The sequence below is a fragment of the Microbacterium sp. KHB019 genome (genome assembly GCF_037285405.1).
Classification (GTDB): Bacteria; Actinomycetota; Actinomycetes; order Actinomycetales; family Microbacteriaceae; genus Microbacterium.
This window is the reverse complement of sequence record NZ_JBBDHF010000001.1, coordinates 209,183-231,816: the sequence shown is the minus strand read 5'-3', so window position 1 is coordinate 231,816 and position 22,634 is coordinate 209,183. Positions and strand designations below refer to the sequence as shown.

Sequence of the window (22,634 nt, the reverse complement as noted above, 5' to 3'; positions counted from 1 at the left end):
GCGCATGGAACCAGCTCTCGCCGACAAAGTCGTCGTCATCGAGTCGACCTCGGCAGCCGTGGCCGACCGTGTCGCCGACCGATTCCTCACCCGTGTCAAGGCGCGCACACGCAACGGGCGCATCGCACACGTGGCGCTCACGGGCGGCTCGATGAGCGGAACGGTGCTGCAGGCCATCGCCCAGCATCCGAAGACCCCGTTGATCGACTGGTCGCTGGTGCACTTCTGGTGGGGCGATGAGCGCTTCGTCGCCGCCGGCGACGACGATCGGAACGCACTGCAGGCCCGTCGTGCTCTGCTCGACCGCATCGACGTGCCCGCCGAGAACATCCACGAGATGGCAGCCGCCGACGGCGGACTCACGCTCGATGAGGCGGCCGTCGCATACGCCGCGGAGCTCGCGCGCTTCGGCACCGACGACGACCCGTGGCCGTCGTTCGCCGTGTGCTTCCTCGGCGTCGGCGCCGATGGACATGTCGCCTCGCTCTTCCCCGACCGGATCGAGGTCACGGTGGCGGATGCCGCTGTGCTCCCTGTTCGCGACTCCCCGAAGCCTCCGGCGGAGCGGATCACGCTCACTCGTCCGGTGATCAATACGTCGAAGCGCGTGTGGCTGGTGCTCACCGGGGCCGACAAGGCCTCGGCCCTCGGCCTCGCGCTGGCCGGCGCCAGCTACACCAACGTGCCGGCGGCAGGCGCCAAGGGACGCAAGCGCACGGTGTTCTTCGTCGACGAGGCCGCAGCCGCAGAGGTCCCGGAGGACCTCATCGACCAGAGCTACTGATCGCGCTCTGAGGCCGGCTTGCCGTCGGGCATCGCCTGACCGTCGCTGCCGCGTGCGATCCCGAGCTCCTGGCTCTCACTGAGCACCTGCGGGTGGTAGCGGGCGAGCCCGACGACACCCCACACCGCCACGGCTCCGATCGCTACGAAGGCGACCAGCGCCCACACCGGCGCGGCTGCCGCCTCGCCGAGCACGACGATGCCGATGACGACCGCGACGATCGGATCCACGACGGTGAGACCGGCGATGACGAGATCAGGGGGGCCCGAGCTGTAGGCGGTCTGCACGAAGTACGCGCCCACGGCGGCCGCGGCGATCAGGGCGATGACGCAGACGAGGGTCAGCCAGTCGAAGTTCTCGGCCTGCAGCCGCTTGATGATCACCTTGGCGAGCGTGGCGACGAAACCGTAGAGGACCCCGGCGCCGATCACGTAGAACAGCGCCCGCATGCGGTGCCGCAGGATCAACCAGCACGCGCCGAGGATGATGATCACCACGAGCAGCGTCGTGAGGATCACGAACAGGTTCTCGGTCGTGACGTCCTTCTCCGTGGCGAAGATGGCGGCGAGGAAGACGAAGAGGAAGATGCCGCCGACGCAGGCCAAGATCGAGGTGAGGGATCGCCTGGTGGGCGCGTGTCCTGAGACGCGGGCGTTGAGGAGGGTCGTCATCACCAGAGCGATCGCGCCGAGGGGCTGGACGACGATCAGGGGTGCGATGGCGAGAGCCGACAGCTGACAGATGATAGCGAGACCCAGCATCAGGGTCCCCAGGATCCAGGAGGGACGCGTGAGCAGCGCCCTGATCTGATGCCACGTGAGTCCGGTCGCTCCGTCTGCGCCGCTCAGACGCTCGACTTTGGTGACACCCCTGTGCTGGTACTGGGCGCCGAGCGACATGAACACGGCTCCGGCGAGGGCGAGCGGGATGCCGAGCAGCAGAGCCGGGTTCTGGAATGCCCCGACCAGCTGATCGCTGACCTCGTCAACAGACATCCATACCCCCGCGCTCACAGTAGAACCTTACCCGCCACCGCACGGCCAGTAGGGTTGTGGCGTGGCTGTTCTTCCGATTCGCATCATGGGCGATCCCGTCCTGCACTCCCCCGCCTCCCCTGTCGAAGAGATCACGGACGAGATCCGGACGCTCGTCGCCGACATGTTCGAGACGATGGATGCCGCCCCCGGTGTGGGCCTCGCCGCCCCGCAGGTCGGTGAGCCGCTGCGCATCTACACCTACTCGTACGTCGATGACGACGACAACCCGTGGCGCGGTGTGATCATCAACCCCGTGCTGTGGATGTCGCCGCCCGAACCGGGCTCGCCCGACCCCGACGAGGAGTCCGAGGGGTGCCTGTCCTTCCCCGGCGAGCGTTTCGCCCTGCGCAGGGCCGAGCGGGCACTCGTGACCGGAGTCGACCTGGACGGCGCCGACGTGCGCATCGAGGTCGACGGGTGGCGCGCGCGGATCATGCAGCACGAGTTCGACCACCTCGACGGGATCCTCTACATCGACCGGCTCGACGACGGCGACTGGAAGACCGTGCAGAAGATCGCACGCAAGCGCGGCTGGGGACGCCCGGGGGCCAGTTGGGTGCCTGGGGTGGACGACCTCGAGGGATAGGCTGTGCACGGGCGATTCACAGGTTCGCCTTTCACACCTTCCGGAGGGGAACACCAACATGAAGATGGGCACGAAGCGCACACTGGCGCTCGCAGGCTCTGCCTTGGCGCTGAGCCTGGCGCTCACCGGCTGCAGCGCTCTCAGCGGCATCCTGGGCGGCGGCAACGACGCGCAGCGCGACGATGACGGCAACGTCACCGAGGGCGCGAACATCGACATCTTCTCGCTGAAGGTCGGTGACTGCATGCCCGCTTCCGACTCGAGCGGCGAGATCACGGACGCAGACGTCGTCCCCTGCTCCGAGCCGCACACCGATGAGGTGTTCTACGAGTTCGAGCTCGCGGACGGCGACCTCCCCAGCGACGACGAGATCCAGGCCGAGGTCGAGGCCCAGTGCATCCCCGCCTTCGGCGAGTTCGTGGGAACAGAGTGGGCGGATTCGGCCCTCGACTTCTGGTGGATCACCCCGACCGAGGCCACGTGGACGCAGGCGAACGATCGCCTCGTGCAGTGCGTCATCTACCAGCCCGACCCCGCGGACACGAGCGGCCAGACGCAGCTCGAGGTCACCGGCTCGCTCGAGGGCACCGGTCTCTGAGACACGTGCTCTGCGGCCGAGGGAGCGGTCGCAGAGCACGCAGAAGGCCCCGTCACGATGACGGGGCCTTCTGCATTGGCTCCCCGGCTTGGACTCGAACCAAGAACCTGCCGGTTAACAGCCGGCTGCTCTGCCAATTGAGCTACCGAGGAATGTGCCCCGCTGTGCGGCGCAACCCCACTAGCTTAGCAAACTCCGAACGGTGCACGTGACATCGGGCGTCCCCGCCGGGCGTGTCATCCGCGGGTCAGCGTCCGCGCGATTCCGCTTCCGCGTTCGGCACCCAGAGAAGATCCTTGCCGACGCCTCGCGCGACGACGTGACCGCCCTTGAGCATGAGCGTCTCGGCGTTGAGCTCGCGGATGAACGCCGCGTCGTTTGTCACGAGCAGCGCGCCCATCCCCTGCTCCTTGCGACGACGGGTGATCGCGTCGAACACCACCGGTCGCACCTCGAGGTCGAGGTTGGCGAGCGGCTCGTCCGCGATCAGCACCTTCGGCTCGAGCACGAACGCCCTGGCGATCGCGACGCGCTGGCGCATGCCCGCGCTCAGCTCGTAGGGGAACTTCGCGGCAGCGCCGAGCGGCAGATGCAGCTCGTCGAGCAGCGTCGCGATGCGGATGGAGAGCGCCCTGCTGTTGACCCGCTTCTCACGGATCAGGATGGGCTCGGCGATCACGTCGCTGACGGTGAGCGTCGGCGGCAGGTTCGCCCCGGCACCCTGTGGGATGTACCCGGTCAGGTAGGTCAGCTCGCGATGGCGCCGACCGGGCTTGCGCACATTCACGCCGCATACCTCGGCCGTGCCGCCGACGATCCGCACCGACGGATCAGTGGAGCCCGCGAGCGCAGCCACCAGAGTCGACTTGCCCGAACCCGTCGGGCCGGCGACGCAGATCAGCTCCCCTGACGGCAGCGCGAACGTCACGCCGTCGACCGCGCGCGTGGGGGCGCTGTGTCCGATTCGATCGATCACGAGATCGGAGCAGTCGATGAGGAAGGCGGAGTCGTGTCTGCGAGACATTCCCCCATCCTCTCCTACGACTCGGCGAAGCGCTGACGCTCGGCGTCGATGTCGCGCAGTCGGACCCGCAGGGCGCGCCCGCCGTCGGAGTCGGCAGGGACGCGCTGGATCGCGCCGAGGAGCTCCTGCTTCTCGCGTTCGAGTCCTCGGACGATCATGCGCCGGGAGAGATCAGCCGTCGAAGCGACGGCTCCCGCCTCGTCCTTGGCGGGGAACGGGCTCATGAGCAGCTCCCCCGCCAGCGATCGGTACGGCTCTCGGACGGCGTTTACGGCATCCATCGCCCACCCGACACGTGTGCGGTCGGGGACGGCGGCGATCGTCTCGCGGATCGCCTCGAGCGCCGGATGCCGGAAGGGCGCTCCCAGCGCACGCGACAGCATCGCCTGGTCGACTTGGTGACCGTACTGCAGCGCTCCCATGATGATGCCGCGCTCGGCGGCGACGTCGGCGGTCCTCGGGAGGCTGGCGAGTGTCACAGCGGGCACGGCTGATCTCTCCGGCTGCTGCGGTGCCGCATCCTGCCTCGGCTTCGCGGTGCTCGCACCTCTGGCCGCGCGCTCGACCTCGGCGTGCACCTCGGTCGGATCCATGCCCAGACGACGGGCGAGTACGCGCTCGTACCCTGGGCGAAGCAGCCGATCGCGGATCTCGGCGACGATCGGGGCGGCTGCGCGCAGCGCGCCGACCTGTCCCTCGACGGTTGCGAGGTCGAAAGCGGCGAGCTTGCGATCGATGGCGAACTCGAACATCGGCACCTTTGCGCCCATGAGGCCGCGCACTGCGGCATCTCCTCGCTGAAGACGCAGGTCGCACGGGTCGAGACCATCAGGGGCGACGGCCACGAAGGTCTGAGCGTTGAACCGGTCGTCCTCACTGAACGCGCGGAGGGCCGCCTTCTGACCGGCTTCGTCACCGTCGAAGGTGAAGACGACCTCGCCGGAGCTCGAGTCGTCGCCCATCACCCGGCGCAGCACCTTGATGTGCTCGGATCCGAACGCCGTGCCGCAGGTCGCGATGGCCGTGGTGACGCCGGCAAGGTGGCAGGCCATGACGTCTGTGTATCCCTCGACCACGACGACGCGGCGAGGGTCGCCGCGTGAGATGTCGCGCTTGGCGAGATCGAGGCCGTAGAGAACCTGGGCCTTCTTGTAGATGATCGTCTCAGGGGTGTTCAGGTACTTCGGCCCCTGATCGTCGTCGTACAGCTTGCGGGCGCCGAACCCGATGGTCTGTCCTGTGACGTCGCGGATCGGCCACACCAGGCGACCGCGGAACCGATCGTAGACGCCGCGCTGCCCCTGCGACACGAGTCCGGCGGCGAGAAGCTCATCACGGGTGAAGCCCTGCGCGGTGAGCGCCTTCATCATCGCGTCCCAGCCGCGCGGAGCGTAGCCGACGCCGAAGTGCGCCGCCGCCCCAGCATCGAAACCGCGTTCGCCGAGGAACCGGCGCCCCGTCTCCGCCTCGCCGCTGAGGAGCTGACCGCGGAAGAACTCGGCGGCGGCCGTGTTCGCGGCGTACAGGCGGCTGCGGCCACTGGTCTCGGGCGCGGCTCCCCCGTCTTCGTAGTGCAGCGCGTAGCCCAGGCGACCGGCGAGGCGCTCGACGGCCTCTGTGAAGCTCACGTGGTCCATCGCGCGCAGGAACGAGTAGACGTCGCCGGATTCACCGCAGCCGAAGCAGTGGTAGTAACCGACCTGCGGTCGGACGTGGAAGCTCGGGCTCTTCTCGTCGTGGAACGGGCACAGCCCCTTCATCGATCCGACGCCTGCGGACTTCAACGCGACGCGTTCGCCCACGATGTCCGCGATGTTGGTGCGGGATTTGACCTCGTCGACGTCGGCCTGGCGGATGCGGGGCATCAGTGCGCGCCTTCGGTCAGCCGCACAGACGCGTGCGGGTGCGGTCTGGCACCGGTGCGCGCGGTGCGCGGCGTCCAGATGCCCACTTCTGCCGGGTCGATGTCGCCGACGAGTCGGCTGTGCCAGTCCAGGGCCGTCTGGTCGGTGAGGCTCGCGATCTGATCGACGACGACTCTGGCGCGCTCGGCATCCGACTCCGCAGCGACGAAATCGGCGGCGAAGGCGGGCTCGAGGACGTCCGCGCCGGCGTTCCACAGAGCATCCGTCGACCACAGGGCTTCGGCGAGTCGAGTGAGCACCCTGCGCTGCTCCTTGTACACGCCCTTGCGGGCCTCGATCGTGACGATCGCCTGCCCCATGATGCCCTTGAGCACGGCGATCTCGGCCTCGACGACGCGGGGCACGACCACGTGCGCGTTGTAACGCGCGAGGGACGGACCGCTGTACGCATCGCGAGTCGCGGTGACGGCGGCGCGGGCGAAGCGCCCGATGAGGTCGCTCGTGAGGTTCTTCAGGCGCGCGAGATCCTGCCGCGAGCGATCGAACGACTTCAGCCACATCGGCTGGCGGGTCAGGCGGTACAGCGCGTCGGCCAGCTCTTCGCGGGTGAAGTCGTAGCCGACCCACTGCTGGATGCGATTCACCAGCGCATGATGCTCTGCCGGATCGGACAGCTGGGCGACGTCGAGGTAGCCGTTGACGATGGCGTCCTCGAAGTCGTGCACCGAGTAGCCGATGTCATCCGAGAGATCCATGATCTCCGCCTCGATGCAGCGCAGGCGGCCAGGGGCTCCTTCGCGCATCCAGCGGAACACCGCTTCGTCCTCCGGGTAGACGCCGAACTTCAGGCGGCCACCTGGGTCTGGCACCGGGCTGTCGACCGTCCACGGATACTTGCACGTGGCATCGAGGCTGGCGCGCGTGAGGTTGAGTCCGACGGAGTGACCGTCGTCGTCGAGGACCTTCGCCTCGAGACGCGTGAGGATGCGCAGCGACTGCGCGTTGCCCTCGAACCCCCCGATCGGCTCGGCCCACTCGTTCAGGGCACGTTCGCCGTTATGGCCGAACGGCGGGTGGCCGAGATCGTGGCTGAGGCACGCCGTGTCCACGACGTCGGCGGAGACGCCGAGCGCGACCGCGAGCTCACGCCCGACCTGGGCGACCTCGAGCGAGTGCGTCAGGCGGTTGCGGGCGAAGTCCGCAGTGCTGGCGGGGCTGAGCACCTGGGTCTTCGCCGCGAGGCGACGCAGCGCAGCCGAATGCAGCACTCTGGCGCGGTCGCGCGCGAAGTCGTCGCGTTCGGAACGGTGGGTCTGGGTGAAGTATCGGTCGGCGTCGCGGGGCTCGTAGCCGTCCGCGCGCACGTCAGCCGCCACTGTTCTCGATCTCCGCTCCTCGCAGCATCTCCCCGATGTCCGCGGCCACGTCACGCGATTCCAGCCACTTGTCCGGCAGCGAAGGACGCTTCGGTCTGCCGGCGCGGCCGCGCTGACCCTCGGCGTCAGCGCCGGGGTAGGGCGCATCGCGGTCGAGCTGACCGAGCAGCTCATCGATGTGCGCGAGGCTCTGCGCCGTCGCGAGCCCGGTGCGGATGTCGCTGCCGACCGGGTAGCCCTTGAAGTACCAGGCGACGTGCTTGCGGATGTCGCGGCATCCGTGGTCTTCGTCGTCGAAGAAGTCGACGAGCAGCTCAGCGTGCCGGCGGAACGCATCGGCGACGAACCCCAGGGTCGCGTCGACGGGGCGGGCCTCGGCGCCGAAGGCCGTAGCCAGGTCGCCGAAGAGCCAGGGGCGGCCGAGGCATCCACGGCCGACGACGACGCCGTCGCAGTCGGTCTCGTCCATCATCCGCACCGCGTCGTCGGCCGACCAGATGTCGCCGTTGCCGAGCACGGGGATGCTGGTGACGGCCTGCTTGAGCTCGCCGATGGCGTTCCAGTCGGCGTGGCCGGAGTAGAACTCGCTCGCGGTTCTGGCGTGCAGCGCGACAGCGGCGGCGCCGGCATCTTCAGCGGCACGACCGGCGTCGAGGAAGGTGAGGTGATCGGGGTCGATGCCCTTGCGCATCTTCACGGTCAACGGCAGAGGGCCCGCGGCCTTGACCGCCTGGTCGACGATGTCCGCGAAGAGGCTCGTCTTCCACGGCAGGGCTGCTCCCCCGCCCTTGCGGGTGACCTTGGGGACGGGGCAGCCGAAATTCAGGTCGATGTGGTCGGCGTGGTCTTCGGCGACGATGATGCGGACGGCCTCGGCGATGGTCTTCGGGTCGACGCCGTAGAGCTGGATCGAGCGAGGAGTCTCTGACTCGTGGTGGCGGATCAGGCGCATGGTCGTCTCGTTGCGCTCGACGAGTGCGCGCGAGGTGATCATCTCGCTGACGTACAGACCCGCGCCGTATTCGCGGCACAATCGACGGAACGCCGTGTTCGTGATGCCCGCCATGGGTGCGAGGACGACCGGCACGTCGAGTTCGATCGGGCCGATCTGCAAGGCGCGGGCGGGGGCTGCGGCAATAGTCATGTCCATACCATTCTCCCATCCTCACGGCGCCCGGCGCCGCATGGCGGACGTAGTCTGTGGATATGACCGAATCCCCTGTTTCCGAGCGCAACGTACGCCAGATCCCCTTCACGGATGCTGACGGATCTGACAAGACCCTGGATGACCTCGGCGCGGACGTCGTACTCGTGGTCAACGTGGCCTCCAAGTGCGGCCTCACGCCCCAGTACGAGCAACTCGAGCAACTGCAGCGCACGTACGGCGATCGCGGGTTCAGCGTCGTCGGATTCCCGTGCAACCAGTTCATGGGTCAGGAGCCCGGATCGATGGAGCAGATCCAGGAGTTCTGCTCCACGACCTACGGCGTGACGTTCCCGATCAACGACAAGGTCCGCGTGAACGGCCGCAACGCCGTCGAACTGTACAAGCAGCTCAAGCAGACGACTGACGGGCACGGCAAGGCCGGTCGTGTGGAGTGGAACTTCGAGAAGTTCCTCGTGCTGCCCGACGGTTCGGTCAAGCGCTTCCGCCCGAAGCAGAAGCCGGACGCCCCCGAGATCGTCGAGGCGATCGAGGGCGCCCTGGTCCGCTAGGTTTCCCGCGCTTCAGCCGCGCGGGCCCTGCGGCAGGAGTTACGCCTCCGCTGACACAGCTTCTGCCGACTCGGACTCGCCCCGCTTTGCCCACAGGTCGCGGAGCACGTTCGCGAACGCCTCCGGCGGCTGGGCTCCGGAAATGCCGTACTGACCGTCGACGACGAAGAACGGCACACCTTGGATGCCGTAGGCGCGAGCCTGCGCCTGATCCTGGCGGACGTCTGGCAGGTACTTCTCCGCGTTGAGCGCATCGCGGGTGGCATCGGCATCCAGGCCGACCTCGGCGGCGAGCTCGACGAGGTCGTCGACGCGGCCGACGTGCTTGCCCTCGGTGAAATAGGCGGACATCAGCCGCTCCTCCATCTCGTGCTGCAGCCCTTCGGCCTTGGCGTGGTGGAGGAGCTCGTGAGCCTTCACCGTGTTGGTGTGCTGGAGCAGGTCGAAGCGGTACTCGAGACCTGCGTTCTTCGCCACGTTCGTGACGTTGTCGAGCATCTCGGTGACCTGCTCGCGGGGCATGCCCTTGTGCCCGGCGAGGAAGTCGACCTCATCACCATGGAAGTCGACCGGAGTATCGGGCGAGAGCTCGAAGGAGTGGAACGTGATGTTGACCTTCGGGGCGTCATCATCGGATGCTGTGGCCGCGAGGCCGGCTTCAAGATTGCGCTTGCCGATGTAGCACCACGGGCAGGCGATGTCGGACCAGATGTCGATGGAAATAGGTTCGCTCACACAGGGTGCAACGCTCGCCGGGGTGCGACGTATTCCGTTGATAGCATCTTCGGATGCTCAGTGCCGTCGATCCGCTGCCGTTCCGGCCCCAGCGGGTGCTGATCGCCGGGGTCACCGGTTCGGGCAAGACCACCCTCGCGCGGCGCGTCGCCGAGCAGTGGGATCTCGTCCATCACGAGATCGACGCCCTGCACCACGGCCCGAACTGGACGCCGCGCCCCGAGTTCCTCGACGACGTGCGCGCCTTCGCCGCCACGGACCGCTGGGTCACCGAATGGCAGTACACCAGCAAGGGCACCGACGAGATCATGACGCCGCGGGCGCAACTCGCGATCTGGCTGGACTACCCGTGGCCGGTCGTGCGGACGCGACTGCTGCGCCGCACGTTCAGCCGCAGCATCCTGCGCACCGAGATGTACAACGGCAACGTCGAGAAGCCGATCTGGAAATGGTTCGCGAAGGATCAGGAGGAGACCATCCTCCAGTGGCAGACGAAGACGCGCCGCAAGTGGGACGAGCGGATGCCGACGATCGAAGCCGAGTTCCCGCACCTCACCATCGTCCGGATGCGGCATCCGCGCGAGACGAGGCGCTGGTTGAAGAATCAGGACGAGTCCGGGGCATCCACGGCGCCGCCGAAGCGGCGATCGCGCGACAGATAGATCTCGATCGCGCGCCAGAGCTCCTCACGTGAGAAGTCAGGCCACAGGGTGTCGAGGAACACCATCTCGGCGTACGCGGACTGCCACAGCAGGAAGTTCGAGGTGCGCTGCTCCCCCGACGAGCGCAGGAACAGGTCGACGTCTGGCATGTCTGGCACGTAGAGGTTCCGGCGGATCATCTTCTCGCTGATCGCGTTGGGCTTCAGCCTCCCGGCGGCGACCTCACCGGCAAGGGAGCGCACGGCATCGACGAGCTCGACCCGGCCGCCGTAGTTCACGCACATGGTCAGCGTCAGGACGTCGTTGCCCGCGGTGAGCTTCTCGGCGTACTGCAGCTCCTTGATGACGGAGCCCCACAGTCGCGGCTTGCGTCCGGCCCACCGCACGCGCACCCCCCACTCGTTGAGCTGATCGCGGCGGCGATGCAGCACGTCGCGGTTGTAGCCCATGAGGAAGCGGACCTCTTCGGGCGAGCGCGCCCAGTTCTCGGTCGAGAACGCGTACACAGACAGATGCTTGACGCCGGCTTGGATGGCGCCGGCGACCACGTCGAGCAGCACCTCCTCACCCGCCTTGTGTCCCTGGATGCGCGTGAGCCCTCGGCGGTTCGCCCAGCGCCCGTTGCCGTCCATGACGATCGCGACATGCTCCGGCACCTTGGGGAATGTCGGCGGGTAGAGGCCAGTCCAGTCCAGCGGACGATAGGCGACGGCATCCTTGTGGGTATAGGGCTTCGGGGTCAACGGACTCCCTCTCGATCAGGGCCGGAGACGTGTGCGAGGGATCGGATGCCGCGCTCCAGATGGAACTGCGTGTACGCCGAGACGAGTCCTGACGCGGCCGCCGTGTCCGACTCGGAGGCGGCATCCACGGCATCCCATTCGCCGCGGATCAGCGAACGCAGCAGATCGAGCGTCGGCTCAGCCACCCTGGGGCTGCCGGCAGGCGCGCAGTTCACGCACACGAGACCGCCGAGCTGCACGACGAAGTTCTTGTGCGGCCCTGGTGCCGCGCATCGAGCGCAGTCGTCGAGGGACGGCGCCCAGCCCGACAGCGCCATGACCCGCAGCAGGTAGGAATCCAGGATGCTGCGCGCAGCGTGCTCGCCCCGCGACAGCGCGCGCAGACCGCCGACGAGCAGCAGGTACTGCTCTGGCGTCGCCTCGGCGTCGTTCAGGCGATCCGCCGTCTCGACCATGGCACTCGCCGACGTGAACCGGTCGTAGTGAGCGGCGATCTCACTGCCGTAGGCGCCGAGCGATTCCGCCTGCTGAACGATGTCGAGCGAACGCCCCTGGTACAACTGCACGTCCGCCACCATGAACGGCTCGAGCCGGGAGCCGAACTTCGACGATGTGCGCCGCACCCCCTTCGCCACCGCACGGATCTTGCCGTTGCGGCGCGAGAGCATGGTCACGATGCGATCCGCCTCACCGAGCTTGTGGGTGCGCAGGATCACCGCTTCGTCTCGATAGGTGGGCACCCTTCGATTATCCCTCGCGCCGCGGCGAACCGGCTCTCACACGGCCGCGAGCTGCTGCTCCCGGGTGCGGATGGCGCGGTTCACGCCCGACACGATCGCCTTGAGACTCGCGGTCGAGATGTCGCCGTCGATGCCGACGCCCCACAGCCGCTGGTCGTCGACCTGCAGTTCGACGTAGGCCGCTGCCTGCGCGTCGCCGCCCGCGCTGAGCGCGTGCTCGACGTAGTCGTACACCGTGATGTCGAAGCCCTGGCTGCGCAGCACCTCGACGAACGCCGCCACCGGGCCGTTGCCCTGAGCTGTCACCTCGTGACGCGAGTCGCCGTCGCGCACCACCGCATCGAGCACGACCTCGCCCGACATGTCGCTGCGCGTCTGCGTGGCCAGCAGCTCGAACCGTCCCCACTTGGCGTCGACGTCGTCGGCAGGCAGGTACTCGTCGTGGAAGATCGACCAGATCTGATCGCTCGTGACCTCTCCGCCTTCGCTGTCGGTCTTCGACTGCACGACGCCCGAGAATTCGATCTGGAGCTTGCGGGGCAGGTCGATCGCGTGGTCCGTCTTCAGCAGGTACGCGACACCGCCCTTGCCCGACTGCGAGTTCACGCGGATGACGGCCTCGTACGAGCGGCCCAGGTCCTTCGGGTCGACCGGCAGGTAGGGAACCGCCCACTCGATCTCGTCGACGGTCTTGCCCTCGGCCTCCGCGCGGGCATCCATGGCCTCGAAGCCCTTCTTGATGGCGTCCTGATGCGATCCGCTGAACGCGGTGAACACCAGGTCGCCGGCCCACGGGCTGCGCTCAGGGACGGGGAGCTGGTTGCAGTACTCGACCGTGCGCTTGACCTGATCGATGTCGCTGAAGTCGATCTGCGGGTCGATGCCCTGGGTGAACATGTTGATGCCCAGGGCGACCAGGTCGACGTTGCCGGTGCGCTCGCCGTTGCCGAACAGGCATCCCTCGATGCGGTCGGCCCCAGCCAGGTAGCCGAGCTCCGCAGCGGCCACGGCCGTGCCGCGGTCGTTGTGCGGGTGCAGCGACAGGATGATGTTCTCGCGATGCGCCAGGTGACGGCTCATCCACTCGATCGAGTCGGCGTACACGTTCGGCGATGCCATCTCGACCGTCGCAGGCAGGTTGATGATGACCTTGCGGTCGGGCGTCGGCTGGAACACCTCGGTCACCTGGTTGCAGATGTCGAGCGCGAACTCCAGCTCGGTCCCGGTGTAGGACTCGGGCGAGTACTCGTAGTACACCTCGGTGTCCGGGACGGTCTTCTCGTACTGCTTGCACAGCCGAGCGCCCTCGAGCGCGATGTCGATGATGCCCTGCTTGTCGGTGCGGAACACGACATCGCGCTGCAGGATGCTGGTCGAGTTGTACAGGTGCACGATGGCCTGCTTGGCACCCGCGATCGCTTCGTAGGTGCGCTCGATAAGGTGCTCGCGCGCCTGCGTCAGCACCTGAATGGTGACGTCGTCCGGGATGAGGTTCTCTTCGATCAGCTGGCGCACGAAGTCGAAGTCGGTCTGGCTGGCGGACGGGAAACCGACCTCGATCTCCTTGTAGCCCATGCTGACGAGCAGCTCGAACATGACGCGCTTGCGCTCGGGGGACATCGGGTCGATGAGGGCCTGGTTGCCGTCGCGCAGGTCGACAGCGCACCAGCGGGGCGCCTCGGTGATGCGGCCTGCCGGCCAGGTGCGGTCGGGGAGGTCGACGGTGATCTGCTCGTGGAACGGCCGGTACTTGTGGATCGGCATTGCGGACGGGCGCTGGGAGTTCTGCATGATGGGCTTCTTCTCTTCGTCAAGATGGACGGGCCAGCACAAGCGCCGCGACGAGGAAGGCCCTAGTTTGAGGACTCGTCGCGGCAGCTAAGAAGAAGCAGTCCGCCGAATGGCATGGACTGATCGTAACAGGATCGGATCGCACCGCGCACACGGAGTTGAGACACTTCGCCGTCGACGGACACTGTTCAGTATGAGCAGAATGCGCATTCACGCTGTCGTGGCCGCCGCATCCCCTGTCGGATTGCTCGCTCTGAGCGCCTGCGCGAGCGGGCCGGGCTCGGCGCCGCCGACCAGCGACAGCACGTCCGAGCCGGCCTTGGCGACGGCCGTGCCGGCGCCGCCAGTGGGCGAGGTGCGCGGCACCGGGACGGTGATGGACGTCGCCGGAACGATCGAGCTGTGCCTGGGCGCTGTGGCCGAGTCCTATCCCCCGCAGTGCTCCGGTGTGCCGATCGTCGGCTGGTCCTGGGACGGCGTCGACGGCAGCGAGAGCAGCGGCGACGTCCGGTGGGGCGCATACGCCGTCACCGGCACCTACGACGGCCGCACCTTCACGATGACGCAGCCTCCGCTGCTCCTCGCGCTGTACGACCCGATCGCTTCGGACGATCCGGTGGGCGGAGAGCCGGGTGCGATCCCCGAATCCGAGTTGATCGCCATCCAGGACGGTCTGCCCGCGGTGCTCGGCGACGACGGCAGCCAGTATCTGGGCTCGTTCCCCGAGAATGGCCGGCTGTGGGTGGATGTCGTCTGGGATGACGGCACGCTGCAGTCCGCTGCGGCTGAGGACTACGGGGCGGATGTGGTGGTCTTCCGCTCCGCGTTGCACGAGATCAGTGGCTGAGCCGGATCAGGCGCTGAGCCGGATCAGGGAACGAGCGCGATCTTGCCGCCGGGATGCCCCGTTGCGAGGAACGCCAGGGCTTCAGGCGCCTGTTCGAGGGGGTAGGTCCGTGCCAACGGTACGACCAGCAGGCCGCGCGCAGCGAGGTCGATGAGCCCCGCACGTGCCGCGTCTCGGAACCGCGTGCTCTCCGGCTGCGACCCGACGATCCATTCGAACCCTTCCGCTCGCGCCCTGCCTGCTGCGGCGATCGTCACGATGCGCGTTCGGTCGTCCACGAGCTCCAGCGAGACGTCCACCGCCTCGTCGGTGCCGACCGCGTCGAGTGCCGCGGCGATCGGTTCGTCCGTGAGCGCGCGCACCCGGTCCACCAGGCCGTCGCCGTAGACGACCGGGATGCCGCCGTATCGACGAACCTCGCCCGATCGGGCCTCGCTCGCCGTGCCGATGACGCGGATACCGCGCAGCGCCGCCTGCTGCAGGACGCTGACGCCAACGGCACCCGAGGCGCCGTGGAGCAGGATCGTCTCACCGGGGGCGGCGCGGGTGACCGCCAGCATCTGTGCGGCCGTGGTGCCGGCGAGCAGCAGGTTGGCCGCCTCGGGATGCGTCAGGCCGGCCGGCTTGTGGAACGCCTTCTCGGCCGGGATGGTCACCTCGTCGGCATAACCTCCACGGATGCGGAACGCCAGCACCTCATCGCCGACCCGAACGGCTCCTGAGCCGATCTCCGTATCCGGTCCGACCGCGCTGACGATGCCGGACACCTCGTACCCGATCGGGACAGGCAGCTCGACTCCGCCGCGCGGGGCGGCGACGTGCTTCGCATCCGCTGGATTCACACCGGCTGCGTGGACCCGGATCGTTATCTCACCCGACCCGGGTGCCGCCGGCTCGTAGTCCACGAACTCCCAATCGTCGGGGCTTCCCCAGGACGTCGCGATCCAGTGCTTCGCCATGATCGGCTCCGGCTCAGAACCCGAGACGGCCGAGCTGCTTGGGATCGCGCTGCCATTCCTTCGCGACCTTCACGTGCAGCCCGAGGAAGACGCGGGTTCCCAGCAGCTCCTCGATGCCGACGCGTGCCCGCTTTCCGACGTCGGCCAGTCGGGAGCCCTTACGTCCGATGATGATCGCCTTCTGACTGTCGCGTTCGACGACGATCGACGCGTGCACATCGGTGAGGTCGCTGTCCTCGCGCGCAGACACGTCGTCGACGACCACGGCGATCGAGTGCGGCAGCTCGTCGCGCACGCCGTCGAGGGCTGCTTCGCGGATCATCTCGGCGATACGATCCTCGACCGACTCGTCGGTGACGACGCCGTCCGGATACAGCGCAGGGCCCTCGGGCATGAGGGTCAGCATCTCGTCGGTCAGGACGTCGAGCTGCTCGCGGGTGAGCGCCGACAGCGGGATGACGGCGGCCCAGTCCTCGCGCAGCGCATCGACCTCGATCAGCCGCTCGGTGATCTGGTCGCGCTCGGCGATGTCGGTCTTCGTGACGATCGCGATCTTCTTCGCCCGCCCGTAGCCGTCCAGGGACGCGGCGATGCGCCGGTCGCCCGGTCCGATCTTCTCGGTCGCGGGGACGCAGAACCCGATCACGTCGACGTCGCCGAGCACCTGCTCGACGAGGTCGTTGAGGCGCTCGCCGAGCAGTGTGCGCGGCTTGTGGATGCCGGGGGTGTCGACGATGACGAGTTGCCCTGCTGGGCGATTCAGGATGCCGCGGATCGCACGCCTGGTCGTCTGCGGCTTCTCGCTCGTGATGGCGATCTTCTCGCCGACGAGGGCGTTCGTCAGCGTGGACTTGCCGACGTTGGGGCGCCCGACGAACGTCGCGAATCCGCTGCGGAAGGTCTCAGTCATCTTCGGTCTCCTCTGGTGCTGCCGCGCGTTCGACGAACACGGTCGCGATTCCTCTGCCTCGACCGCGGGAAGCCCCGCCGGTGAGGACGAGCCCGTCGATCGTCGCCGTGACGCCCGGCTGCGGGATCTGGTCGACGGCCTTGCCGAGGAGGCCGCCGATCGAGTCGACGTCCTCATCCTCGAGCACGATGCCGAACAGGTCGCCGACGTCGTCGAGCGACAGCCGGGCGCTGACGCGATAGCGGCCCTCCCCCAGTTCGACGACCTCGGCTGCGGCGTGGTCGTACTCGTCCGAGATCTCTCCGACGAGCTCCTCGATCAGATCCTCCAGCGTCACCAGACCCGAGATCCCGCCGTGCTCGTCGATGACGAGGCAGACGTGCACGGCGTCCCGCTTCATCTGCTGCAGCAGAGTCTCGGCGCGCATCGATTCGGGGACGAACGTGGCGGGTCGCGCGATCGGACGGATGGATGCCGTCCGCCACGCGAGCTCGTCGCGGTACGCGAACTGGACGAGGTCCTTCAGATACAGCACGCCGACGACGTCATCCGCCTCGTCGTCGACGACGGGCACGCGTGAGACGCCGCGTCCCAGGAAGAGGGCCATCGCCTGATCCGTCGTGGCCTCGGCATCCACCGTCACCATCTCCGTGCGGGGCACCATGACGGCGCGTACGAACTGGTCGGTGAAATCGAACACCGAGTGGATGAGATCGCGGTCGTCCTCTTCGATCAGGTCGTTGGATGCCGCCTCGTCCACCATGCTGAGGAGCTGGTCCTCGCTGGTGAACGAACTGCGACCCGTTCCCGGGGTGACCTTGTTTCCGAGCACGACGAGGCCCTGCGCGAGAGGGCCGAGGATGATCCGCAATCCGCGGACGACGGATGCCGTGCCGCGGATCATGCTCTCGGAGCGCTGTCGGCCGAATGCCCGCGGACTGGCACCGACGAGCACGAACGTGATGCCGGTCATGAGGACGGCCGCGGCGAGCATCGCCCACCAGATGTTCTCGAACAGCAGCGTGAAGGCGACCGTCACGAGCACGGCGGCCGTCACCTCGACGAGGACGCGGATGAACGACACCGCGTTGACGTGAGCGTCCAGGTCGTCGGCGATGCGGCCGAGTGCTGTGGCGTTGCGGCCGTCGAGGGCCATGTCGGCGAGGTCGGCGCGCGAGGTCACGCTGTACGCGGCGTCGATGGCAGCCATGAGGCCACCGAAGGCCACCAGCAGGACGGCGACGATCAGCAGGAGGATCTCGGTCATCGGTCGCGTTCAGCGCGAGCGAAGCCGCCGATCAGCTCCTTCTGCAATCCGAACATCTCACGCTCCTCTTCGGGTTCGGCGTGATCGAAGCCGAGCAGGTGCAGCAGCCCGTGGGTCGTGAGAAGGATGAGCTCGTCCATGAGCGAGTGTCCGGCGGCCTGCGCCTGCGTCTCGGCCACCTGCGGGCACAGCACGATGTCGCCCAGCAGTCCAGGAGCGGTCGGGCGGTCTTCGGTGCCTGGACGCAGCTCGTCCATCGGGAAGCTGAGCACGTCCGTCGGACCCGGTTCGTCCATCCACTGCACGTGCAGCGCCTCCATGGCGCCCTCGTCGACGAGGACGATCGCGACCTCGGCATCCGGACTGACGTGCAGCTGAGCGAGGTTGAAGTCGGTGAGACGCTGGAGCACCGTCTCGTCGACGGCGATGGCGGACTCGTTGTTGATCTCGATCATGATGAGTGTCCTCGTCTGGGCATGCGATCGCGGGGACCTGGTCGCTGGCCTGCGCGCCGCTCGGCGCGATTCGCGAACTCGGCCGCCTGCTCGCGTTCGTGGCGTGCGGCGGTGCGCTGCTCGTCGTACTCGCTGTAGGCGTCGACGATCCGGCCGACGAGAGAGTGGCGCACGACATCATCGCTGGTGAGACGCGTGAAGTGGATGTCGTCGATGTCATTCAGCACGCGAGTCACGAGCCGGAGGCCGGATGCGCCCTGCGGCAGATCGACCTGCGTGATGTCGCCGGTCACGACCATCTTCGTGCCGAAGCCGAGACGTGTCAGGAACATCTTCATCTGCTCAGGCGTGGTGTTCTGCGCCTCGTCGAGCACGACGAACGAGTCGTTCAGCGTTCGCCCGCGCATGTAGGCCAGCGGGGCGACCTCGATGGTGCCGGTCGCCATCAGACGTGGGACGATGTCGGGGTCCATCATCTCGTTGAGCGCGTCGTACAGCGGTCGCAGATACGGGTCGATCTTGTCCGTGAGCGTCCCCGGCAGGAACCCCAGTCGTTCTCCGGCCTCGACGGCGGGGCGCGTGAGGATGATGCGGTTGACCTCTTTGCGCTGCAGCGCCTGGACGGCCTTCGCCATAGCCAGGTACGTCTTCCCGGTGCCGGCGGGGCCGATGCCGAAGACGATCGTGTTCTCCTCGATCGCGTCGACGTACTCCTTCTGGCCTGCGGTCTTGGGGCGGATCACCTTGCCACGGGTCGACAGGATCGCCTCGCCGAGGACCTCGCTCGGGCGGGGGCCGCCCTCGTGACGGAGCATCCGGGCCGACGTCTCGACATCGGAGGGCACGAGGTCGGCGCCTTCGCGGGTGATCGTGATGAGTTCGTCGACGAGCGCCTTCGCGTCGGCGACGAGCGCCGGCTCGCCGGTCAGCGTGATCTCGTTCCCCCGCACGAGGACCTGCACGTCCGGATGCTGCTTCTCGAGCATGCGGAGCAGTCGATCCTGCGGACCGAGCAGCTGCACCATGGCGATGCCGTCGACGTAGATGCGCTCCGTCGCGGAAGGGGTGTTCGAATCGTCAGAAGCCAACGAGCTTGTTCTCCTCGAGATTGCCGAGCACATGGGCGTGCACGTGGAAGACGGACTGCGCGACGCTGGGTCCGTTGTTGAAGATCAGACGATACTCGCCGTTCGCGTGCTCATCGGCGATCTGCTTCGCGACGGCCACCATCTCGGCCAGCAGCCCAGGATCGCCGGCGGCGAGCTCCGTGACGTCGCGGTACTGCTCGGTCTTGGGGATGACGAGCATGTGCAGCGGAGCCTGCGGATCGATGTCGCGGATCGCGAAGACCGTCCCGGTGTCGATCACGATCTCACCGGGGATCTCGCCGTTGCGGATACGAGTGAAGATCGAGGGTTCGGTCATGCTCTCATTCTAGGCGAGCGTGTGCAGCCCCGGCCGGGGGATCCGCTCGAACGCGCTACCAGCGGCCGAGGGCCACGGAGAGAACGGCGATGGCTGCGGGACCGGCAGTCGAGGTGCGCAGCACGGTGTCGCCGAGCCGGACCCGCTCGGCGCCCGCCTCCTCGAACTTGACGAGCTCCTCGGGACTGATGCCGCCCTCCGGACCCACGATGAGCAGGAAGTCCTGTGCTGCATCGTCCTGTGCCGCATCGCCCTGGGCCGTGACCGCCGACAGCCGATTCGTCGCGGAGGGGTCCAGCACCAGCATCCGCTGGTCGCCGGCACGGGCGATCAGCTGCGCCGTCGAAACGGGCTCTGAGACCGAAGGGACCCAGGTGCGGTGCGCCTGCTTCGCCGCCTCCCGCACGATCGTCGCCCAGCGCTCCCGGCCTTTGACTGCCTTGGGACCCTCCCAGCGCGACACGCTCCTGGACGCCTGCCACGGCACGATCTCGTCGACCCCGAGCTCGCACGCCGCCTGCACCGCGAGCTCGTCGCGGTCGCCTTTCGCGAGCGCCTGGACGAGGACGAGCCGAACAGCCGGCTCATCCGCCGCGGAGCGCGACGTGATCGCGACCTCGACGCGGGACGGGGATGCATCCCGCACCTCGCCCTCGAGCCAGACGCCGCGACCGTCGCCGAGCGTGACGGACTCCCCCACGCGCACACGTCGCACCACCGCCGCGTGCTTCGCCTCGGCGCCGACGAGTTCGACGATGTCGCCGACCGCGGCGTCAGAGCAGCTCTCGACGAGGAAGTGCAGTGCCACAGGAACTCCGATCGGCCGGGACGGTCAGTGCGAGACGGTCAGTGCTTGAAGCGATCGCGCAGCTTCGAGAACAGTCCCTGCTGGAACTGGGCGAGCTGCGGATCGGGCGCCTTCTGCTTCTTTGCGAAGTCCTCGATGAGCGCGCGCTGCGCCGAATCGAGCTTCGTCGGCGTGACGACCTGCACCCCGACCCGCAGGTCTCCGCGCTGATTCCCGCGCAGCGGCGTGATGCCGCGGCCCTTGATCGTCAGCACGTCCCCGGACTGCACGCCGGGTCGGATCTCCAGATCGACCTTGCCGTCCAGTCCGTCGATCGCCGTCTCGGTGCCGAGGATCGCATCAGCCATCGACACCTCGAGCGTCGCGAGCAGGTCGTCGCCGTCACGGCTGAACGCCGCATGCGGTGAGACCGTCACCTCGACGTAGAGGTCGCCGTTCGGGCCGCCGGCCTGACCGACCTCGCCCGATCCGGGCAGCTGCAGACGGAGTCCGGTCTCGACGCCCGCGGGGATGTCGAGCGAGACGGTGCGGCGCGAGCGCACCCGGCCCTGGCCGTTGCATGTGCCGCAGGGGTGCGGGATGACCGTGCCGTAGCCCTGGCAGCTGCCGCACGGCTGCGAGGTCACGACGTTGCCGAGAAGGCTGCGAACCTGACGCTGCACGTGCCCTGTGCCGCCGCAGATGTCGCACGTCACCGGCTGAGTGCCCGGCTGCGTGCACGATCCCTGACAGGTCTGACACAGCACAGCGGTGTCGACCTCGATGTCGCGATGCGCTCCGAAGACGACGTCGCCGAGGTCCAGCGTGACGCGGACCAGCGCGTCCTGTCCTCGTTCCCTGCGCGAGCGCGGACGACCACCGCGTCCGCCGCCTTGAGCGGCACCGAAGAACGTCTCGAAGATGTCGCCGAAACCACCGAATCCTCCGAAGTCGCCGCCCGCTGCGCCGTCTCCACCGCCCATGTCGTAACGGCGACGGGAGTCCTCGTCGCTGAGCACGTCATAGGCGTGCGTCACGAGCTTGAACCGTTCGGCCGCGTCCTCACCCGGATTCACGTCGGGGTGGAGTTGGCGTGCGAGCTTGCGGTACGCCTTCTTGATCTCGTCCGTCGATGCGTCACGTGACACTCCGAGGACCTCATAGTGGTCCGCCACAATCACCTTCCTGCGTGTGCGTGCTTCTGTCGGGAGCCGGTCAGCGGCTCGCCTCGTCTTCGTCGAGCAGTCGCGACAGGTAGCGGGCCACCGCCCGCGCTGCCGCGAGATTGCTCGGGTAGTCCATGCGCGTCGGCCCCATCACGCCGACGCGTGCGGTGCCGCCGGGCGCGAGGTAGTTGCTGGCGACGATGGATGCCTCCGGCAGGCCGAACGCCTCGTTCTCGGCGCCGATGCTGGCCGCCAGTCCGTGTTCGTCCGTCACCATCTCGCTCATGAGACGCAGCAGCGTCACCTGTTCCTCGATCGCCTCGAGCAGAGGATGGATGCTGCCGCGGAAGTCCTGCTCCCGGCGGGCGAGAGTCGCAGCGCCCGCCATCACCAGACGCTCCTGCCGGAACTCGGCGAGCTCCTCGCCGATGATGCCGGCGAGCTGTCGGATCGCCTTGTCTGTGGCTGTGCCATCCGGCCCGTCGAGGAGCGCCTGCACCCGATCGGTCGCCTCGCGAACCGTCTGTCCGGTCAGAAGCGCCGACAGCCGGGCTCGGAGCAGGGCGACATCCGTGTCGTCGATGTCGACGGGCAGGACGGCGATCCGCTGGGAGACTCCGCCGGCGTCGGTGACGAGCACGACGAGAACGCGGTTCGGGGCGAGCTGGACGAGCTCGATGTGCGTGAGGTTCGCCCTCGCGAACGAGGGGTACTGGGCCAGCGCGACCTGCCCCGTCAGCTGTGTGAGCACCCGGACGGTTCGCACCATAAGGTCGTCGAGATCGGCTGGATCGGCGAGGAAGGACTCGATCGCGCTGCGCTGCGCGCCGGAGAGCGGCCGCAGCTGCGCGAGATGGTTGACGAAGACGCGGTAGCCCTTGTCCGTCGGCACACGACCGGATGACGTGTGCGGCGCGGTGATGAGCTCCTCATCCTCGAGGAGCGCCATGTCGTTGCGGATCGTCGCGGCCGAGACGCCGAAGGAGTGCCTGTCGACGATCGACTTGCTGCCGACGGGCTCGTGCGTCTCGACGTAGTCCTGCACGATCGCGCGGAGCACTTGAAGCCCACGTTCGCTGACCATCACGCACTCCTCTCTGGCACTCGAATACTCAGAGTGCCAATTCTATCGTCTCAGCATGAAGGACGTCTGCGAGCCCG

Annotated in this window: 24 protein-coding genes and 1 tRNA gene; 6 read left to right on the top strand and 19 right to left on the bottom strand. The window is 67.8% G+C overall.

Going from position 1 to position 22,634, the window contains the following annotated elements:
- Positions 1 to 4 precede the first annotated feature (4 nt).
- A complete protein-coding gene (pgl, locus tag KHB019_RS01165; protein WP_325472138.1) occupies positions 5 to 784 on the top strand; it encodes a 6-phosphogluconolactonase in 780 nt (259 codons plus the stop codon).
- Here pgl and KHB019_RS01160 read toward each other — a convergent pair.
- The gene (locus KHB019_RS01160; protein ID WP_230102879.1) at positions 778 to 1,779 is read right to left on the bottom strand and encodes a DMT family transporter; all 1,002 of its coding nucleotides are present in this window, start codon (positions 1,777 to 1,779) and stop codon (positions 778 to 780) included. The two genes, pgl and KHB019_RS01160, sit on opposite strands and share 7 nt — an antisense overlap.
- A 61-nt stretch (positions 1,780 to 1,840) precedes the next feature.
- Here KHB019_RS01160 and def point away from each other — a divergent pair, with 61 nt between their 5' ends.
- Positions 1,841 to 2,407, top strand: coding sequence for a peptide deformylase (gene def, locus KHB019_RS01155; protein ID WP_337457927.1), 567 nt, complete (start codon positions 1,841 to 1,843; stop codon positions 2,405 to 2,407).
- Positions 2,408 to 2,465: 58 nt separating this feature from the next.
- A complete protein-coding gene (locus tag KHB019_RS01150) occupies positions 2,466 to 3,005 on the top strand; it encodes a septum formation family protein (protein ID WP_337457926.1) in 540 nt (179 codons plus the stop codon).
- Between the two features lie 76 nt (positions 3,006 to 3,081).
- Here KHB019_RS01150 and KHB019_RS01145 read toward each other — a convergent pair.
- The 5 genes from KHB019_RS01145 to dusB form a co-directional block, all read right to left on the bottom strand.
- Positions 3,082 to 3,157: transfer RNA gene (locus KHB019_RS01145), tRNA-Asn, on the bottom strand.
- A 95-nt stretch (positions 3,158 to 3,252) separates the two neighbouring features.
- Entirely contained in the window at positions 3,253 to 4,029 is a 777-nt protein-coding gene (locus KHB019_RS01140; RefSeq protein WP_325472140.1) for an ATP-binding cassette domain-containing protein, read from the bottom strand.
- A 14-nt stretch (positions 4,030 to 4,043) separates the two neighbouring features.
- Positions 4,044 to 5,894 carry a DNA primase gene (gene dnaG, locus KHB019_RS01135; RefSeq protein ID WP_337457925.1) on the bottom strand — a complete coding sequence of 617 codons (1,851 nt, stop codon included), beginning with the start codon at positions 5,892 to 5,894 and terminating at the stop codon, positions 4,044 to 4,046.
- Entirely contained in the window at positions 5,894 to 7,270 is a 1,377-nt protein-coding gene (locus KHB019_RS01130; RefSeq protein WP_230102884.1) for a deoxyguanosinetriphosphate triphosphohydrolase, read from the bottom strand. Before KHB019_RS01130 ends, dnaG begins: the two co-directional genes overlap by 1 nt.
- On the bottom strand, positions 7,260 to 8,414 hold the full coding sequence (dusB, locus tag KHB019_RS01125) for a tRNA dihydrouridine synthase DusB (protein WP_230102885.1): 1,155 nt from the start codon (positions 8,412 to 8,414) through the stop codon (positions 7,260 to 7,262). Before dusB ends, KHB019_RS01130 begins: the two co-directional genes overlap by 11 nt.
- Before the next feature lie 62 nt (positions 8,415 to 8,476).
- Here dusB and KHB019_RS01120 point away from each other — a divergent pair, with 62 nt between their 5' ends.
- Positions 8,477 to 8,986: a glutathione peroxidase gene (locus KHB019_RS01120; protein ID WP_230102886.1), complete on the top strand. Its 510-nt coding sequence runs from the start codon at positions 8,477 to 8,479 to the stop codon at positions 8,984 to 8,986.
- 39 nt (positions 8,987 to 9,025) lie between these two features.
- On the opposite strand, the gene KHB019_RS01115 is transcribed toward KHB019_RS01120, so the two are convergent.
- Positions 9,026 to 9,721, bottom strand: a complete 696-nt coding sequence (locus tag KHB019_RS01115; RefSeq protein ID WP_230102887.1) for a DsbA family oxidoreductase — start codon at positions 9,719 to 9,721, stop codon at positions 9,026 to 9,028.
- Positions 9,722 to 9,774: 53 nt separating this feature from the next.
- On the opposite strand from KHB019_RS01115, the gene KHB019_RS01110 reads away from it, so the two are divergent.
- Positions 9,775 to 10,383: an AAA family ATPase gene (locus tag KHB019_RS01110; RefSeq protein WP_337457924.1), complete on the top strand. Its 609-nt coding sequence runs from the start codon at positions 9,775 to 9,777 to the stop codon at positions 10,381 to 10,383.
- Here the strand turns inward: KHB019_RS01110 and KHB019_RS01105 are convergent.
- The 3 genes from KHB019_RS01105 to leuA are packed head-to-tail and all read right to left on the bottom strand — an operon-like array spanning position 10,326 to position 13,657.
- Positions 10,326 to 11,126 carry an isoprenyl transferase gene (locus KHB019_RS01105; protein ID WP_337457923.1) on the bottom strand — a complete coding sequence of 267 codons (801 nt, stop codon included), beginning with the start codon at positions 11,124 to 11,126 and terminating at the stop codon, positions 10,326 to 10,328. The two genes, KHB019_RS01110 and KHB019_RS01105, sit on opposite strands and share 58 nt — an antisense overlap.
- Positions 11,123 to 11,866 carry a DNA repair protein RecO gene (gene recO, locus KHB019_RS01100; protein WP_325472142.1) on the bottom strand — a complete coding sequence of 248 codons (744 nt, stop codon included), beginning with the start codon at positions 11,864 to 11,866 and terminating at the stop codon, positions 11,123 to 11,125. Before recO ends, KHB019_RS01105 begins: the two co-directional genes overlap by 4 nt.
- Before the next feature lie 36 nt (positions 11,867 to 11,902).
- The gene (gene leuA / locus KHB019_RS01095; RefSeq protein ID WP_337457922.1) at positions 11,903 to 13,657 is read right to left on the bottom strand and encodes a 2-isopropylmalate synthase; all 1,755 of its coding nucleotides are present in this window, start codon (positions 13,655 to 13,657) and stop codon (positions 11,903 to 11,905) included.
- A gap of 202 nt (positions 13,658 to 13,859) precedes the next feature.
- On the opposite strand from leuA, the gene KHB019_RS01090 reads away from it, so the two are divergent.
- Positions 13,860 to 14,504 carry a hypothetical protein gene (locus KHB019_RS01090; RefSeq protein ID WP_337457921.1) on the top strand — a complete coding sequence of 215 codons (645 nt, stop codon included), beginning with the start codon at positions 13,860 to 13,862 and terminating at the stop codon, positions 14,502 to 14,504.
- 23 nt (positions 14,505 to 14,527) lie between these two features.
- Here KHB019_RS01090 and KHB019_RS01085 read toward each other — a convergent pair whose 3' ends face one another.
- From KHB019_RS01085 to hrcA, 9 genes are read right to left on the bottom strand one after another with little or no spacing between them, the layout of a single operon-like run.
- Complete coding sequence (locus tag KHB019_RS01085) at positions 14,528 to 15,463, bottom strand: NADP-dependent oxidoreductase (RefSeq protein WP_230102893.1); 936 nt, start codon at positions 15,461 to 15,463, stop codon at positions 14,528 to 14,530.
- Positions 15,464 to 15,476: 13 nt separating this feature from the next.
- On the bottom strand, positions 15,477 to 16,373 hold the full coding sequence (gene era, locus KHB019_RS01080) for a GTPase Era (protein ID WP_230102894.1): 897 nt from the start codon (positions 16,371 to 16,373) through the stop codon (positions 15,477 to 15,479).
- Entirely contained in the window at positions 16,366 to 17,640 is a 1,275-nt protein-coding gene (locus tag KHB019_RS01075; RefSeq protein WP_230102895.1) for a hemolysin family protein, read from the bottom strand. Before KHB019_RS01075 ends, era begins: the two co-directional genes overlap by 8 nt.
- Complete coding sequence (gene ybeY / locus KHB019_RS01070) at positions 17,637 to 18,098, bottom strand: rRNA maturation RNase YbeY (protein WP_325472187.1); 462 nt, start codon at positions 18,096 to 18,098, stop codon at positions 17,637 to 17,639. The genes KHB019_RS01075 and ybeY overlap by 4 nt, the downstream gene beginning before the upstream one ends.
- The gene (locus tag KHB019_RS01065; RefSeq protein WP_414684072.1) at positions 18,092 to 19,216 is read right to left on the bottom strand and encodes a PhoH family protein; all 1,125 of its coding nucleotides are present in this window, start codon (positions 19,214 to 19,216) and stop codon (positions 18,092 to 18,094) included. The genes ybeY and KHB019_RS01065 overlap by 7 nt, the downstream gene beginning before the upstream one ends.
- Entirely contained in the window at positions 19,173 to 19,520 is a 348-nt protein-coding gene (locus KHB019_RS01060) for an HIT domain-containing protein (protein ID WP_230102896.1), read from the bottom strand. The genes KHB019_RS01065 and KHB019_RS01060 overlap by 44 nt, the downstream gene beginning before the upstream one ends.
- Before the next feature lie 55 nt (positions 19,521 to 19,575).
- Positions 19,576 to 20,328: a 16S rRNA (uracil(1498)-N(3))-methyltransferase gene (locus KHB019_RS01055; RefSeq protein ID WP_337457920.1), complete on the bottom strand. Its 753-nt coding sequence runs from the start codon at positions 20,326 to 20,328 to the stop codon at positions 19,576 to 19,578.
- Between the two features lie 38 nt (positions 20,329 to 20,366).
- Entirely contained in the window at positions 20,367 to 21,482 is a 1,116-nt protein-coding gene (gene dnaJ, locus KHB019_RS01050; RefSeq protein WP_337457919.1) for a molecular chaperone DnaJ, read from the bottom strand.
- A gap of 40 nt (positions 21,483 to 21,522) precedes the next feature.
- A complete protein-coding gene (gene hrcA, locus KHB019_RS01045) occupies positions 21,523 to 22,557 on the bottom strand; it encodes a heat-inducible transcriptional repressor HrcA (protein ID WP_230102899.1) in 1,035 nt (344 codons plus the stop codon).
- Positions 22,558 to 22,634: the final 77 nt, after the last annotated feature.

Coding starts and splice junctions, on each gene's coding strand:
- KHB019_RS01160 (WP_230102879.1), bottom strand. CDS start 1,779: ATGTCTGTTGACGAGGTCAGCGATCAGCTGGTCGGGGCATTCCAGAAC.
- KHB019_RS01075 (WP_230102895.1), bottom strand. CDS start 17,640: ATGACCGAGATCCTCCTGCTGATCGTCGCCGTCCTGCTGGTGGCCTTC.
- KHB019_RS01085 (WP_230102893.1), bottom strand. CDS start 15,463: ATGGCGAAGCACTGGATCGCGACGTCCTGGGGAAGCCCCGACGATTGG.
- KHB019_RS01140 (WP_325472140.1), bottom strand. CDS start 4,029: ATGTCTCGCAGACACGACTCCGCCTTCCTCATCGACTGCTCCGATCTC.
- hrcA (WP_230102899.1), bottom strand. CDS start 22,557: ATGGTCAGCGAACGTGGGCTTCAAGTGCTCCGCGCGATCGTGCAGGAC.
- KHB019_RS01090 (WP_337457921.1), top strand. CDS start 13,860: ATGCGCATTCACGCTGTCGTGGCCGCCGCATCCCCTGTCGGATTGCTC.
- pgl (WP_325472138.1), top strand. CDS start 5: ATGGAACCAGCTCTCGCCGACAAAGTCGTCGTCATCGAGTCGACCTCG.
- KHB019_RS01060 (WP_230102896.1), bottom strand. CDS start 19,520: ATGACCGAACCCTCGATCTTCACTCGTATCCGCAACGGCGAGATCCCC.
- KHB019_RS01150 (WP_337457926.1), top strand. CDS start 2,466: ATGAAGATGGGCACGAAGCGCACACTGGCGCTCGCAGGCTCTGCCTTG.
- dnaG (WP_337457925.1), bottom strand. CDS start 5,894: ATGCCCCGCATCCGCCAGGCCGACGTCGACGAGGTCAAATCCCGCACC.
- leuA (WP_337457922.1), bottom strand. CDS start 13,657: ATGCAGAACTCCCAGCGCCCGTCCGCAATGCCGATCCACAAGTACCGG.
- KHB019_RS01110 (WP_337457924.1), top strand. CDS start 9,775: ATGCTCAGTGCCGTCGATCCGCTGCCGTTCCGGCCCCAGCGGGTGCTG.
- KHB019_RS01120 (WP_230102886.1), top strand. CDS start 8,477: ATGACCGAATCCCCTGTTTCCGAGCGCAACGTACGCCAGATCCCCTTC.
- era (WP_230102894.1), bottom strand. CDS start 16,373: ATGACTGAGACCTTCCGCAGCGGATTCGCGACGTTCGTCGGGCGCCCC.
- dusB (WP_230102885.1), bottom strand. CDS start 8,414: ATGACTATTGCCGCAGCCCCCGCCCGCGCCTTGCAGATCGGCCCGATC.
- KHB019_RS01065 (WP_414684072.1), bottom strand. CDS start 19,216: ATGTGCTCGGCAATCTCGAGGAGAACAAGCTCGTTGGCTTCTGACGAT.